The following is a 16,764-nucleotide window of genomic DNA, read 5'->3' as shown; positions in this document are numbered from 1 at the left end:
ACCTCGATAGCCATATTGATACGTTTTAAATGGGGTCGTTAATAATATCATTATTTGCGGCAGACAGCCACTGATTGCAAGGGTTTAATCTGAGTGAAATAAGTCACTATACGACTTCCAATAGGTCAAAAGACATATTAAAAAGCCCTCTATACATAATGTATAGAGGGCTATGTTATTGATAATTAAAAACAGTTTGATCTAGTACCCAACCACCGCTGCATCAACTATACGGGGATCAGAAGAGCCATAAACGCCGTTTGGTGTGAGCATAATCGACTGCGTGGAGCCCATGGCTGATTTTGGACTGACCGTGTGACCCATAGATTCCAATTTTTTGATCGTATCGATATTCAGTGCCTTTTCGACTCGAATCTCGTCAGGCAACCACTGGTCATGAATGCGCGGCGCGTGCGTTGCTTCCGCGATATTCATGTCGTGGTCGATGACGTTGGAGATGATTTGGGTGACCGTGGTAATGATACGGCTGCCACCTGGACTGCCCGTGACGATATAAGGTTTGCTGTCTTTGAATACCAGTGTCGGACTCATCGAGGATAGCGGACGTTTATTAGCCTCAACGGCATTTGCTTCGCCGCCTAGCAGTCCGTAACCATTGGGTACACCAGGCTTGGCAGAAAAGTCATCCATTTCATTATTTAACAAGATTCCTGTGCCCTCAGCCACCAGACCAGTGCCATAAGAGAAGTTCAACGTATAGGTGTTGGCGATGGCATTGCCGTCTTTATCAACGATAGAGAAGTGCGTGGTCTGATCGCTCTCATAAGGTAGCGGGTTATTGGCTTTGATGGTAGCTGCTGGCGTGGCCTTGTTCGGGTCAATTAATGTACGCAGTTTATCAGCATAAGCTTGTGAAGTGAGGCCGCTGGCAGGTACGTCAATAAAGTCAGAATCCCCGAGGTACTCAGCGCGATCTGCATACGCCAGTTGCATGGCCTCGCTCATCAAGTGAATGGTTTTTGCGCTGTTTTGACCGTAGTCACCCAGTGGATAGCCTTCTAGAATATTTAAAATCTGCACGATATGAATGCCGCCAGAGGAGGGCGGTGGCATCGAGACAATCTCATAACCACGGTAGTCGCCTTTGACAGGTTCGCGAGCGATGGCATCGTAGTCGGCTAAGTCTTGTAAGCTCATGCTACCGCCTGCTTCGTTAACTGCTTTGACCAGTTTTTGAGCGGTCTCACCCTTATAAAACCCATCGGTACCCTGTACTGCAATCCGTTTTAATGATTGCGCAAGCTCAGGCTGTTTTAAACGTTCACCTGGCTGATAAGCGCTGCCATCAGGCTTAAAAAACACTTTTTTGGTACTTGGCCATTTCTGTAAGCGATCACTCAAGGCGGTGAGCGACTCGGACAAACCTGCGGTGACCTCTATACCATCTTCTGCCAATGCAATCGCTGGTGCCATGACTTGCTCGCGGCTCATCGTACCATGCTCTTCTAGGGCTTTTAACAGTCCCGCTACCGTCCCCGGCACCCCAATGGCTAAGCCATGATAACGAGATAAGTCACTAACTGCGTTGCCCTCATCGTCGAGATACATATCACGAGAGGCGCTACTTGGTGCCTTTTCACGGTAATCAAGGGCGACTGTTTTGCCTTGCTTGGCATCATAAATCATCATAAAACCACCACCGCCAAGGTTGCCCGCGCGCGGTAAGGTCACTGCTAAGGCAAAGCCCACTGCGACCCCAGCATCGACGGCATTGCCACCGTCTTTTAAAATCTGCAAGCCAATATCAGAAGCAAGCGCTTCTTGGGTGGCAACCATGCCATTTTTTGCCCATAGCGGATGGTGAATAGCATCTTCAGAGTAGATTGCCTGATCGCTATTGGCATTATTGGACGTGGTTTTGAGAGTGCTGGTTTTGGCTCGTGTGATGCGTTTGGTTTCAGAGAGGACGGTTGGATTGTCCGTCATGATGGCTAAATTGATTGCACTGGTATTGATAGAGGTATTATTAAGCGTCGCGCTGTTTGCCGGAACGGTTGGCTCAAGTGCATGGGCTGAGACAGACAGTAGCAAGGCGCTTGTGATCAGCAATATATTAGTTTTTAGCTGGTTTTTGGTTTTTGAATGAATCTGTTGAGCAGTCTGATCAGCATGAAAAGGGAGTCGTGACATCGCAAAGTCCTTTTTGGGCGAGTAAAGATAAACCATTAGAGAGATGTCTGAATGATAGCGAAAATAACGAATAGTAGAAAGTTGTTTATTAACTTCTACAATGAGGTGTTGATACAAGATGAGCAACTCTGTCAGTAATTTCAGTTGTTTTCATTCAAGCACGACCTAGCATAATTGCCTCGTTGTATAGAGGAAATTACTTTTCATTGAAGTTTTCCTTTAAAAAACATACGCTACGCTTACTAAACTGTAACGTCTTGTGATATAAATAACAGTACTACTGTACACTCATTATCGATGAGTCTATCTATAAAAAGAGACTGCTATGCCATTACGTCATTTGAACACCTGCAATCAACAACGTTTTACTGAGACTACGCCTGCCTGTTTTTCTAATAATAAGCGCCATAATGATCGTTTATATCAAACCTGCAAATTGACTTCTATCGCACTGTTAGTGAGTAGTGCATCGCTTGTGCTCGCAGGTTGTCAATCTGCATCTCCTATATCATCGAATACAGGGTCGACCAGCACACTGATAGACTTTAGCAGTGTAGATACCGCGAAGAGTCAACGCCAAGGACGCGCCTTTACAGCCAGTCAAGATGCTCAGGCCGAGCGTTACGCGCAATTGTTTGATCAAGAAAAATACCCTAGTACTGAGAATCGAGCTAAGACGCATTTACTAGCTGCGATTCGTCAGCACTTAGCGACAGAGCATGTGGCTGTCGCCCAAGCGAACTATCAGTCAGTACCGTTCATCGATGCAGACAGTATCGATGCAGGATCAACCAGCTTGCTCAGAACGATCATAGAAACGTATGCCTATCAGCCTGAAGGGATGGCCGATGAATATCAGCCTTATATCGATGATTATGATGATTCATTGCAGTCTGACTATTACAAAGACAAATACGGTGAGAGTGATCCTGCCGAGGTAGAAAGAAAAGCCATTGCCGCGATACTGGCCGAAGCCGGTGAAAATGAACCAGTAGGTGATCCCAACGCTGACAATGAGTATGGCTATGATAAAGACGGTTATGGCAGCGATGACTACTATAGCAGTGACGACTATGAGGACTATGACGACTATGGCAGTGGTACAGGGGGTGCGCTCTCAGGTATGTCAAGGTTAAACCCAAAGACAATGGCTGCAAAATATGAAGCCATGCAATTGGCAAAACAGCAGGCTAAGACAGAGGCATCAGCTGATGATAAGCCCTCGATGTCTCCTACTGGGTTGATTGGTAATATACTGACCATGTTCCACCGTACGCCAGAGCAAATCGCTGCAACTAACGCCTATCAGTATCAGAACTTGACGTTCAATAGTGTCAGCCAATATAACCCCAAGCAGCGACAATTACAAAGTGTCTACAGCTACGATTACGCCACACCAACGATCAGCTCGTCTATACAGGTTCCTCTCGCTTTTGATTTTAATAACAGTAAAGTCACAGTCGATCCATCGGCTATTATGCCACTTGTCGCCATGGTCAATCCTGAAAACACCCTCTTACCTGAGCAAATGGCTGCACATACGGTAAGTTTTGGTTTACCTGAAAGTGTTACCGCTCAGTTGCCACCAGCAGTACTGTATGACGCTGTGCTCAACGCCATACAGCAAAGCATGGCAGAATTAGCGCCTGAGCATTTTAGTGCGGTAGATATTGATGGTGATGCATTTGCCAAAGAAGTCGGTGCGACTCGCGCAGTAAAAGTCTATTTTGGTAGTCAGCAAAGCGGTGAGATGATTGGCAAAACGCTAAAATATGTGACGCAGTCGCTACAAGAACATGTCGATGCCAATCCAAAACAATACCCTGATGGCGCTACGCTAAAGGCTGCACTTGCCAAATTGCAGCTATACAATAAAGGCTATCAAAGTGCTGATGTGGGCTCGCTGTTGCAGCTCATTGAAGCTATTGGACCCATTTCATTTAATCAAATTAATTACTACTATTTAGACAGCTCAAATCGCCTACTTGCCAAGCAGCAGCGTGTCAATATTGGTGGCGATTTAATGGGCTCTACGACGACTATGCTCAATCAAATACGTTATGACAGAACCAGCTTTAATCGTCATGCATTAACGCCATTATTGGCAGAGTCGTTTGGTCCAAAAGCCGCCGCTCCTATCGATGGTAATGCATGGATTGCCGCACAGCGTGAGAAAAAAGACAGACTACAGTTGGCACGTTACGCCCGTTACGACTATCAGGATGGTGAGCTAGAGAATTATTATAATAGTGATGACTATAACAGTGGTAACTATGAGCGTAACTATGGCGAAGAGGCCGTCGAGCAGAGTCGTACTAACAACGGCGAAGATGATACTGATAATAAATAACAACTCAGTTGCATCATCTCATTGCATTTACGCTCATACCTATTAGGAATAAATAATGAAAACAATATATAAAACCATCGCTCTACGCGTGCCACCTATGATAAAAGCCAATCAATTATTGACCAGTGCCTGTCTATCAGGGGCACTATTATTAACAGGTTGCCAAGCCACTAATGGCAGTCAGGCAAGTACGGCAGCTAAGCCATTACCTAGCACTGCCAAAAAAACATTGGCAAGTGCGTTGCAAAAACAGCGCCGTCAATCGTTTAGTTACCATAGCAACCTTGAAATAAGCAATGTTACGAGTAATGACATAAGCAATAACCGACCGCTTACGGCTACAGCTAACCGACAAATAGCTGTATCAGACTATGTCGATCAACACTGTGATGAGGCGCATGACCAGGCGTATGCAGCGCTAATACTGCAGGCAGAGAACCAAAACAAAGAAGTTCTAGCGGCTGATTACGATGCTGAGCGGAACACTATCAAGCAGACGTACGCCGAATGCGTAGAGGCTTACAATGCTTGGAGAGACAATCAGTATGACAACACTATCAAAGTCACACCAGAGTATCAGGCGCTATTCGATGATTATGAGGACCAACCAAAACCACTAGATGGCAAAAAAGCGCAATTGCTTGATGAGTATTTGCTAAAACCATTATCTATCGATGCGCAAGGAATCTACCAACCACTAGCGGGTAAGACGACGATGCTCGCCAGTGCCCAGTATCAAGCGCGCAACCACCATAGCAGTATCAATCAGCCTATTTACGTTGATTTAAAGAACGGTGATATCTATCTATGGGCAGATAACTTTGCGCTGATCAACTCTGAGCTATTAGACGATAAGCTTGGAGAAAAATGGCGTAACAAATGGCTAAAAATAGCCATCGATGATGGCACATTGCCCAAAGGGTTTGGTCGTGCGGTAATAAAAAGCCACTTTGCCGCGTTAGATATGACTTATGATGCAGCCCCAGTTGGTCAGTTTGATTATGTCGCGCCCAACACACTTACGTCAGTGTCCCCGAAGCTACCTGCCCATCAGCTATCAGCAATGTTGCCAAGCGAATCTATTATTCGCCGAGTACAGAGTTTTGATGATTATCGTGACGATTATAAGAGTTATATGCAGATTTTCTATGATCGTATCAGCAAGCAATATCCAGAACTCATTGAAGAAACGGCGCCTATGACAGCCTTTGAGACGATTCAAAACCCACAGGCATTCACTAGCAAAGCGATGGTACAAAAAATACTAGCGATGATAAAAGAACAAATGAACGATAACGTATCAGGGACGCAAGCAGCTGCCAACACAGAGGTACAAGAGCTATATGGTTTTGATAAAAAGGGTCAGCTCAAATGGCAGCATGTCCATCGCAAGCTTGATATCGACAACGCCTCTGATAAAAGCAATCATATGATGATAGACGTGTTGCAGCAGTACGCTGCTATCAATACCAAAAATATGGCGTTCCCAAATCTACCACGTGATGTTCAGTCACCGAATAAGAGCAATAGTATCGATCTCAGAGAATACGCGCCAGAGTTGCTGCAATATTACCGTGATGGTAATGGCACGGTAGTAGGTAAGATGATATTTAATATGCTACCGATGGCCAAAGAGCGTCTTAGTTCGATTGATTAATGCGTAAGACCAGTCGTTGATGAGCAGAAAGATTTTCAATAAAAAAGCGCACCGTTTATACGATGCGCTTTTTTGTTCATACAGTGACAGACACTGTAGCGATGGGTACGATATCGATAAGCAATACAAAGACAAATTAGTACCGATCAGTACAGTGGTGTCCGCTTACATACCTGGACGTTGCTCATCATGACCTTTACGGTCTTTTGAGTGCTTGCGTCCTTTTTCTTGTCTTTCTGATTTCATTTGTTCCATTTTTGCACGCTGTTCAGCCGTTAGGACTTGAGAGATAGCATGCTGAGTTTGTACACGCTCGATAAAGCGTTGTTTGGTTTTGGCCGCTTGTTGATCAGCCAAGCGGTTTAGAGCAGCGTTATTTAGCGTACTTGCGTTGGTCAAAGCTTGTATTTGCTGATCCATCTGCGCACGCTCTGCTTGATGCTGTGCACGATCAGCAGTACGATCGCCACGCTTTTCTTGCATGATGGCTTTGATTTGGGCTTGCTGTGTGGCCGTTAGATCCAGCTTTGACATTGGACCTTTCATAGCGCCATTTTTATGTTTTTGTTGCATTTGAGTCGCGGGTGTTGTATCGGTGGTTGCATTAACACTAGTACAGGCGGTCACGGTAAACACGCTAGAAGCTGCTAATACTGAACCTAATAATAATTTTTTCATGATGAGATCCTTTATGAAGTTGAGTGTGGTTAAGTAGACACTAAAATCTTATCTTGCGAGCATCCTTTTCCAGACTGCGGCACTCGCTGCTGATAGGAGCTATATTACGACAGTTAAAGGTTACGAACATTTATGAAGTATTAAGAAAGGTAACGTTTATAGCGAACTGATACGCGCATGCCTGATAATATGGGTAACCGGACCAATGAAAGCCAATTGAAATCATCAAAAGTAAAAGGAGAGGCGTATGCCAAATATACTGATAGGTGATGATGACGAAGAGTTAACTCAGTTATTACAAGAGTATTTGTACAATCATGGCATCCATTGTGACTGTGTTCACGATGGCGCTGCGGTTATACAGCGATTAAAAGCGGTGGCGCACGACGATGCTGCCTACGATTTACTCGTGCTCGATATCATGATGCCCAAAATAGATGGGCTGAGCGTACTGCGTCAACTGCCAAGTATCAGTGATATTCCTGTGATTATGCTGACAGCAAAGGGGGAGGAGATCGATCGTATCATCGGCTTAGAGTTAGGCGCTGATGATTATATCACCAAGCCCTGTAACCCGCGCGAACTGCTGGCACGTATCAATGCGGTGATCAAACGAACCAATACCACCACATCTGAGCATACACCGCTACCAGAGAGTCGCTTATATCTTGACCAAAACCAGCGTGTCTGCGAGATAGACGGCGTGGCGTTACAAGTGACTGGGACAGAGTTTGACTTGCTTGTGGCACTACTTAAGCAAAAAGGAGAAGTGGTGAGTAAGGCATGGTTATCAGAGAATGTCTTGCAACGTGAGTTGCAGCCTTTTGACCGTAGCCTCGATGTGCATGTGTCTCGCTTGCGCAAAAAATTACAGCCTTTTCATGACGAACCAATTAAAGCGGTGCGTGGAAAAGGCTATCAACTGGTGCTCTAATGACAAACTCATCAATAAAAGCGCCCCAGCAGGACACTAACAAAAACGCTCAAAAATCACCCAAGCTAAAGGTGCGTGTGACGCTGTTTTGGCGTTTGTTTTTGAGCTTATTGCTGACGATCCTGATTACCTCTATTTTATCCATTGTGGTCGAGCGCTGGTTGGCCGAAAAGGAGTTGACTGCTCGGATGGATGTCCAAATTGAGAGCCTATTAATCAAACGTCAAGATATGGCTGCAGCGCTACGAGTAGGCGACTTGACCACGGTCACGCAGATGTATCGTCAGGATAGACGGCTGATGAATCAAATCAGAGTCTACGACGAGCAGGGCGCTATTATATTTCCACGATATCGAGACCGAGAGGATCGAGCACAAGAGCGGCTACAGAACGGTCAGCAGTCAGTTGAGCGTGCTATACCACCGATGCCGCAGCCCAGAATGGACAACAACGATAGACCAAGAAATTATAATGACGAGGTACCAAAAAAACCGCCGACGGTCTTGCATGAGATTTTGAAGCCATTGACCTCGAGTAGTGCTGCAATTGCAGAGATAGATGCTCGTCCTGAGCTGGCCGACATCTCGGTTGAGCTGCCCGATGGACAGTCAGTTATCATACAGCTGCGCCCGCACTTGCGTTTCTCAGATGTCGTTGCGTTGCAACACGGTAATTTTCCTATACGTCTGCTCTTGATTATCGTTTTTAGTGTGTTGATCTGTGTATGGCTTAGCCGTACATTGACCCAGCGTATCGGGCGTGTACAAAGCACGGTTCACCGTATGATTGATGGGGATTATCAAGCCAATCCAGCATTGTTAAAAATGGGTGATGATGAGCTTGGGTTACTGGCCAAAGACGTGGCGCATTTGTCGACGAGACTGGCCGACAGTGAGCTGGCACGCAAACAAATGCTAAGCGACATCTCGCATGAGCTACGCTCACCGCTTGCACGACTTGATGTGGCAACTGAGCTGACCCGAGACTTTGCACCCAATGCCAGTCGCTATCTAGACCGTATTGACAAAGAGTCTACGCGGATGAATGAGCTGATTGAACAAATCATTCATATTCAATCACTACAAATGCAGCAATATACAATCGATAATCTAGAAAGTGACGCCGTCGATTTGACTGAAATCATCAGTGATATCGGACAGGATGTGTGCTTTGAGTTTCAGCATAAAGAAGTTCACTGGCAGTGGCAACCACCTGAAGATTTGATGTCCACTAAGACAAAAAACGTAAAAGATGCTTGGAGGATACAGGGCAATCAGGAGCAATTGCATAGCGCGCTCGAAAACATCATTCGCAATGCTTTTATGCATACGGCTGCAGGCTCTGCAGTCATTGCTGAAATGAAGGCAGTTCAGACAGATGATGGCCGATCTGCTATTCAAATTAGCGTAAAAGATGAAGGCGGCGGTATAGCGGATAAGGACCTAGAACGTATCTTTCAGCCCTTTGTGCGGTTAGACTCTGCGCGTCATCGTGATACTGGAGGGTATGGGTTGGGATTGGCTATCGTTCACGCTGTGGTGATGGCGCACAAAGGCTCTATTACTGCCTACAACCGACAGGATGGTATCAAAGGATTGATAGTACAAATCGTTTTGCCTATGAAAGAGAAAATAAAGTATTAAAAAGCAGCTTAAATGAATCGTTTTCGCTCATGCATATATGTAGTGTACATAAGTCCATAACCTGTATGAGATTATGGACTTATGTTTATAAAGAAGCATCGTCTTGACAAATGCACTCAATAATAAAAATCTTTTATATTCGCTAATATGAATATAATAGACAAACGGTATTAAATCACGGACGAACGGTATTGTCTCTCTCTATATATTCGGCAATACTAATATATAAGAGAGTGATACATAACTTACAAAACGAAACGTCTTACTTCTTAAACCTTAATATCAGTAATACTTAAAAAGGCTTTACTACCGCACACATAACTCGTCTTATTTTGTCATATCGACTCTCTTGCAAGATGGATTTTATCTCTGATTTTTTAAATCTGACAAATCTGTAAGGGAGTACATATCATGAACCGCATCTATAAAGTCATCTGGAATGAAGCCCTAAATTGCTTTACCGCAGTCGGTGAGTATGCAAAAGGGCATGGCAAATCTTCCAAATCTAGTGTCAGTGCTAACACAACCATCAGCACGACATCTCGTTCATCTACTATCAATACACTATGCCTGAGTGCCATAGCACTTGGGCTCATAACGGCTGGATTCGGCATGCAGGCAAGCGCTGTAGGCACAGAAAATCACCATAATGGTAACTATAGTCACAGTCATGGTAGTCATGGTGTCCATAGCCACACCGCTGGTAACAACAGCCATAACAATTCAGGTCAAGGCAACCCCGGAAGTTCAATAGCACTAAAATTTGAAGGCGATAATGCTACAACTATTACACGCAGTAATGGTGAGACGCTCAATATTTTGGGCGGTGCAACAGGAGCGCTAACGAATGGCAACATCGGGGTCTTTGGTATAGGTGATACTTTGACCGTTAAACTAGCAGAAGATTTGACGGGTTTGGAAAGTACTACCTTTAACAGCGGTATTGTTATTTCATCCACTGGTATCAATGCTGGTAATAAGAAAATAACCAATGTAGATAATGGGCTGGTTAGTGCTAGTAGTAAAGAGGCGGTCAATGGCTCACAACTGCATAGTTTAACCAATACCGTCGCCGCTAACAAAACCAAGTACTATAGTGTCAATTCAACTGCCTCTGGCAATGCCAATAACGATGGCGCAACCGGACCCAATGCTATGGCAATGGGTGGTAATGCTAGTGCTACTGGCGGGCAAGCTATTGCTATTGGTAGCGGAGAGAGTGGTCAGAACACCGTAGCGAGTGGACAACAGTCTATCGCCATCGGTGCAAACGTCGTGTCAACAGGGCATTCTTCTATCGCAATTGGCGGCGATGATCTAGATGATGCCTCAAAAGCCAATATCGATGGAACCTCTGTATCCACACTCAATGGTGGTGATGTCAATACTACTTTCTTCTCCTATACAGGTCGTGATTTGGTTGAGACGCCGCGCTATAAGGTAAACACCGAGTCAGGTGGTGCCGCCTCCATAGCTATTGGGGCAAAGTCGTTATCTGAAGGTGCACTATCTACCGCTGTTGGCGTACAGTCCTCTTCATCTGGTGTTGCGTCTTCTGCCTTTGGTATCGGTGCTTCAGCAAGCGAAAAAGGATCAGTCGCACTTGGTGCAGGGTCAGTGGCCAATGTTGCAGGTGGCGCTATAGGTTATGATCCAACAGGTAATGACAATGCTGCAATCATAGCAACCCAAAGTGGCGCAAGTTATGGTGCTGTTTCAATCGGGACCGGAGAAGCAGGTGGTACTCGTCAGATTGTAAATGTCGCTGCTGGTACCAATGATAGCGATGCAGTGAACGTGTCTCAGCTAAAAGCGTTAGATGCTGTCGTTGCTGACATTGATTTTCCTATCCGCTCTAGCAATGCACAGCCATACACCACATCAGTAACAGGTACTGATGCTCTGGCCGTTGGCTCTAATGCCAATGCAGACGGTAGTAGCTCAACCGTTATTGGAGAAAATGCGTTTGGAAAAGGAAATGCGACCGTCATTGGTGAAGGTGCACGATCTTCATTCAATGGCTTCGCGGGTGGTCAAGATGCAAAAGCAGGTGTTAATTCAGTTGCGATAGGTCAAAGAGCCACAAACGGCAATGCAAGTCGTGCAGTTGCAATAGGCTATGAAGCAAAAGCAACTGCCCAAGACACCGTTGCACTTGGTCTTGGTGCGCAAGCCAAAGCGCAAGGCAGTGTGGCACTTGGTAAAGGTGCTAGTGCCAATGCTCTAAACAGCGTGTCTTTAGGTCAAAACTCTGTTGCTGCGTTACAAAGTGGTGCTTCATTTTTAACCAACGTTGCTGCTGATGCCAATAACGGTACAGTCTCAGTGGGCGCTGTTGGAAGCGAACGTCGTATCATCAATGTGGCAGGTGGCTCAGCAGACACTGATGCAGTGAATGTATCTCAGTTAAAAGCGGTTGCAAACATTGCAAATGAAGGCTGGGACATCAGCGCACAAGGCGACAGTACTACCGCAAGTACGGTAGAGCCTGGCGACTCAGTAGACTTCAATAGTAAGAATAGCAACATCACCGTCTCCAAAACCGCAAACAGCAATGATGTCTCATTCGAGCTTAATGACAACCTAGACCTAGGCAATAACGGTAGCGTGGAAATGGGTTCGAGCTCTCCTTTTGGACTGGGTAGCACAACGACACTTGATCGCGCTGGTCTAACAACAGGCAACTCGTACTTTAGTACAACGGTAGATGGCTTAGGGGTCAGAACAGGCAATGCATTGGCTAGTACGACAGTCAATGGTGCAGGAGTATTTGTAAATGGTCCATTGGGTATTCCTAGTACTGCTTTAACTGTGAATGGGTTAACCATTATCGGCGGCCCAAGCGTAACAAGGTCTGGTGGTATTAACGCCGGAAATAAAAAAATTGTCAATGTTGATGATGGTGAGAATCCAAACGACGCCGTCAATGTCAGTCAGCTCAATAGCTCATCTGCTGCTGCCAGAACCAAAGTGGTCAAAGGCACTAATGTGGCCAGTGTGGACTTTTCAACTGACAGTAATACAGGTCAAGACGTCTACACCGTTAATGCTAATGGCACCAAAGTATCAGAAGGATCGTTAGCAGTAAAAGTAAGCAATACTACTGATGGCAACAGCTTGACTGACTACGCCGTTGACTTAAGCGATGACAGTAAAGCCAGTTTGGGTAAAGCGGATAGTGCGATGCAAACTGTCGTCACCCAAATCGATGGTAACGAGGTTAAAACCCTGAACCAAGCGGACAATACTGCCAACTTCTTAGCCGGTAAGAACATCGCTCTCACCGATAAGAATGGTGATATCGAAGTTGCAACAGCCGCTATAGTTGACTTCACTAGCGTCACTACAGGAGACACCTTACTCAATACAGGTGGTGTGAGCTTCTTAGGCGGTAGCAGCGTCAGACTCAGTAATACCGGTCTTAATAATGGTGGTAACAGAATCACTGAGGTGGATGATGCTATTGAGTTAGATGACGCAGTCAACCTCAGTCAGCTAAACAGTGTCACAGAAACAGCCAATAGAGGCTGGGACATTAGTGCACAAGGTAACAGTACTACCGCAAGTACGGTAGAGCCTGGCGATGCAGTGGACTTCAATAGTAAGAATAGCAACATCACTGTCTCCAAAACAGCAAACAGCAATGATGTCTCATTCGAGCTTAATGACAATCTTGATCTAGGCAACAACGGTAGCGTTAGTACAGGTGATATCTTTGGTGGTACTAAAGTTAATCGTTTGGGTCTGGTCACAGGTGGCCTAGCTATGGGCGGGGTGACAACGGTTAGCGGGCTTGGCGTGAAAGTAATAGGTACAAATCCACTATCTAAGGCAACGTTGACCAGTGATGGTCTAAGCATGTTCAATGGCCCAAGTATTACTAAATCTAATGGTATCAACGCCGGAAATAAAAAGATTGTCAATGTTGATGATGGTGAGAATCCAAACGACGCCGTCAACGTCAGCCAGCTAAACAGCTCATCTGCTGCTGCCAGAACCAAAGTGGTCAAAGGCACTAATGTGGCCAGTGTGGACTTTTCAACTGACAGTAATACAGGCCAAGACGTCTACACCGTCAATGCTAATGATACCAAAGTATCAGAAGGATCGTCAGCAGTAAAAGTAAGCAATACTACTGATGGCAATAACTTGACTGACTACGCCGTTGACTTAAGCGATGACAGTAAAGCCAGTTTGGGTAAAGCGGATAGAGCGTTACAAACTGTCGTCACCCAAATCGATGGTGACGAGGTTAAAACCCTGGACCAAGCGGACAATACTGCCAACTTCTTAACCGGTAAGAACATCGTTCTCACCGATAAGAATGGTGATATCGAAGTCGCAACAGCCGCTGTAGTTGACTTCACTAGCGTCACAACAGGAGACACCTTACTCAATACAGGTGGTGTTAGCTTCTTAGGTGGTAGCAGCGTCAGACTGAGCAGTAGCGGTCTTGATAATGGTGGTAACAGAATCACCAACGTCGCAAGTGGAGTAGGTGATGAGTTCAATGCCGCAAACATCGGTGATGTGAATCGTGCATCGAGCGCTGCTAGAACCAAAGTGGTGAAAGGCACCAATGTCGCCAGTGTGGAATTTTCAACTGACAGTAATACAGGTCAAGACGTCTACACCGTCAATGCTAATGGTGTCAGCGCTTCAGCTGGATCTGCTGCAGTCACCGTCACAGCGGGTGAAACAGATGAGATGACCAACATAACTGACTACGCCGTTGACCTAAGCGATGACAGTAAAGCCAGTTTGGGTAAAGCGGATAGTGCGTTACAAACGGTAGTTACCCAAATCGATGGTGACGAGGTCAAAACCCTGAACCAAGCGGACAATACTGCCAACTTCCTCACAGGCGACAACATCGTTCTGAGTGCTGATGATGGTGGTATTAGAGTCGCTACAAAAGACGACGTCACCTTCACTAGTGTCAGTTTCACTGACAGTACAGTCCGTTTGAGTAATGAAGGACTGGATAATGGCGGCAACAGAATCACAGAGGTAGCCGATGGTGATGAAGATACGGACGCTGTCAATGTTAGGCAGTTAAATGCAACCAATAGTACAGTCGACTTGGGACTGAACTTCACAGGAGATGACACCTCAGCTGTTATCAATCGTAAATTAGGACAAACCTTAACGATTCAAGGGGGTGCAACAGAGCTGACTGATAACAACATCGGTGTGGTCGCTGACGAAGATGGCAACCTAAACGTTAGGTTGGCTGAAGATGTGAGGCTTGGTCGAAACGGCAGTGTGAGAATGGAAAGCACTGTACTTAACAATGCAGGTGTTACCATCACTGACGGTCCTAACGAGACCATCACTTTAAGCAACGAGGGTCTTGATAACGGTAATAATAGAATCATCAAAGTTGATAAGGGGATTGCACCAACTGATGCCGTAAACTTTGCACAGCTCACTATGACCAATGATGAAATCGCCAAAGGTATTAGGGTTGGCGATGGCAATAGCGATAATGATCAGCAGTTTGCATTAGGCGATACGATCAATGTCACAGGTGATAGCAATATAACCACCACTGCTTCTGCGACTGGGGTAGCAGTCCAGCTCAACAACCAGTTAGATCTTGGTAATGAGGGTAGTGTGCAGATAGGCAATAGCATTATGAATAACACAGGCTTTACTTTCATTGATAGTGGGCTGGGCAGAACGGTCACACTCAGCAGTCGTGGTCTGGATAATGGCGGTAACCCTATCAGCAACGTTGGTAGAGGCGAGCTAAACTCTGATGCTGTAAACGTTGGGCAATTGAGAGAAGTGACCATTGCCTTGGATCGAGGTTGGGATATCACCGCTCAAGGTGATATTGCGACTCAGGTAAGACAAGGAGATGCAATCGACCTAAATAGTAGAGATGGTAATATCAAAGTATCTAGAACGTTAGTCAATGATACGGCCACCTTGGATGCTAGCACAGGTTTACGTGCAGCAGCTGTGCCTGGTAATCCTAATGACATCAGTTTTGATCTAAACCCAGATATTACCTTGGACAGTGTCACTACTGGTGATACCACTATCAGTGATAATGGACTGACCATAACCGGTGGTCCAAGCATCACAAAAAGTGGTATTGATGCTGCTGATAATAAAGTCACCAACGTTCAAAACGGTGAGGTGTCAGCGACCAGTCAGGATGCGATCAACGGCAGCCAGCTCTATACCCAAGGAGTGGGTATCAGTAGCATCATTGGCGGCGATACTGTCTACAATGCTGAGAGTGGCACCTTCACTAATAGCGATATCGGTGGAACAGGTCAGAGCAATATAGACGGTGCCATTGCTTCTATTAGACAAGGAACGATTGAGATCAACGAAAGTGTGCAAGTGAATACCACAAGCATAGCTACTAACTCGACCAGTATCGCCACCAATACGACGAATATTGCTAATAACACCAGCAGTATCGCAACCAATACCACCAATATTGAGACCAATACAAATAGGCTCGATGCAGGACTCAACTTTGGTGCAGATAATGGCGACGATATCAATAAACCAGTCGGAGACAGCAGTGTCTTAAGCTTCACAGGTGGCAGTAACATCACCACCACAGCAGAAGGCAGTAGCATTAAGTTTGATCTGAACGGTAACATCAGTGTTGATAGTGTCACAGCTGGGACGACGGTCATCAATAGTAATGGTATCAGTATGCAAGATGGACCGAGTATGACAGCCCAAGGTCTATATGCTGGTAATCAGCGCATGACTGGAGTCGCTGATGGTGTCGAAGCAACCGATGCTGTCAACTATAGTCAGCTGAGTGCGCTCGATAGTAGACTAGGTCGCAATATGAGCGATCTTGGCTATAAGATCGATGAAGTAGAAGATGATGCCAATGCAGGTATATCGGCTGCGATGGCCATGTCTTCACTACCTCAAGCCTATATCTCAGGTAAGTCACTGATCGGCGGCGGTATCGGTACGTACAATGGAGAAAGTGCCGTAGCGATTGGTTTCTCTAAGCTATCTAACGATGGTCGCTGGGTTATCAAAGTGAACGGTACAGCAGATACTCAAGGCAACGTAGGTGGCGCAGTGGGTGCAGGTTTCCATTTTGACTAAAAGGTTTTGGATTATGATGCTTAGTAACCTATAAAAAGCAAGATATTAGATATCTTGCTTTTTTTTGTGGCTGAACAATAAGCATCTCAACCAATGATGGCATAACGATTCTGCTATTAGCTGTTATTGGTTGTTATATTGGTGTTTTTTGCTCAATTTGCTACGTCTTGTCAGCTGGATTTATTGAAAGAGCAAGAGGGTGGGTAGTAGATCTCGCACGCTTTTTTATTTATCAAATCATCAAACAAATCCATAT

Annotated in this window: 7 protein-coding genes; 5 read left to right on the top strand and 2 right to left on the bottom strand. The window is 45.5% G+C overall.

The window, feature by feature from the left end:
* Nucleotides 1-201: 201 nt before the first annotated feature.
* Nucleotides 202-2,151: a gamma-glutamyltransferase gene (gene ggt / locus ACTXGL_RS00155; protein WP_443524033.1), complete on the bottom strand. Its 1,950-nt coding sequence runs from the start codon at nucleotides 2,149-2,151 to the stop codon at nucleotides 202-204.
* Nucleotides 2,152-2,476: 325 nt separating this feature from the next.
* Between ggt and ACTXGL_RS00150 the strand changes: the two genes are divergently transcribed.
* Nucleotides 2,477-4,501: a hypothetical protein gene (locus ACTXGL_RS00150; RefSeq protein WP_443524031.1), complete on the top strand. Its 2,025-nt coding sequence runs from the start codon at nucleotides 2,477-2,479 to the stop codon at nucleotides 4,499-4,501.
* A 55-nt stretch (nucleotides 4,502-4,556) separates the two neighbouring features.
* Nucleotides 4,557-6,158: a hypothetical protein gene (locus ACTXGL_RS00145; protein WP_443524030.1), complete on the top strand. Its 1,602-nt coding sequence runs from the start codon at nucleotides 4,557-4,559 to the stop codon at nucleotides 6,156-6,158.
* 165 nt (nucleotides 6,159-6,323) lie between these two features.
* Here ACTXGL_RS00145 and ACTXGL_RS00140 read toward each other — a convergent pair whose 3' ends face one another.
* A complete protein-coding gene (locus ACTXGL_RS00140) occupies nucleotides 6,324-6,836 on the bottom strand; it encodes a Spy/CpxP family protein refolding chaperone (protein WP_443524029.1) in 513 nt (170 codons plus the stop codon).
* A 247-nt stretch (nucleotides 6,837-7,083) separates the two neighbouring features.
* Here ACTXGL_RS00140 and ACTXGL_RS00135 point away from each other — a divergent pair, with 247 nt between their 5' ends.
* The 3 genes from ACTXGL_RS00135 to ACTXGL_RS00125 all read left to right on the top strand — a co-directional run bounded on the left by ACTXGL_RS00135 (nucleotide 7,084) and on the right by ACTXGL_RS00125 (nucleotide 16,508).
* Complete coding sequence (locus ACTXGL_RS00135; protein ID WP_443524028.1) at nucleotides 7,084-7,770, top strand: response regulator transcription factor; 687 nt, start codon at nucleotides 7,084-7,086, stop codon at nucleotides 7,768-7,770.
* Complete coding sequence (locus ACTXGL_RS00130; protein WP_443524027.1) at nucleotides 7,770-9,413, top strand: sensor histidine kinase; 1,644 nt, start codon at nucleotides 7,770-7,772, stop codon at nucleotides 9,411-9,413. The genes ACTXGL_RS00135 and ACTXGL_RS00130 overlap by 1 nt, the downstream gene beginning before the upstream one ends.
* Before the next feature lie 411 nt (nucleotides 9,414-9,824).
* Nucleotides 9,825-16,508 carry an ESPR-type extended signal peptide-containing protein gene (locus tag ACTXGL_RS00125; protein ID WP_443524026.1) on the top strand — a complete coding sequence of 2,228 codons (6,684 nt, stop codon included), beginning with the start codon at nucleotides 9,825-9,827 and terminating at the stop codon, nucleotides 16,506-16,508.
* The last annotated feature ends 256 nt before the right edge of the window (nucleotides 16,509-16,764 follow it).

Origin of the sequence: Psychrobacter sp. T6-6, assembly GCF_052258185.1 — a bacterium.
GTDB lineage: Bacteria > Pseudomonadota > Gammaproteobacteria > Pseudomonadales > Moraxellaceae > Psychrobacter.
The sequence above is the reverse complement of the archived record's forward strand: the minus strand, read 5'-3'. Positions and strand labels throughout refer to the sequence as shown.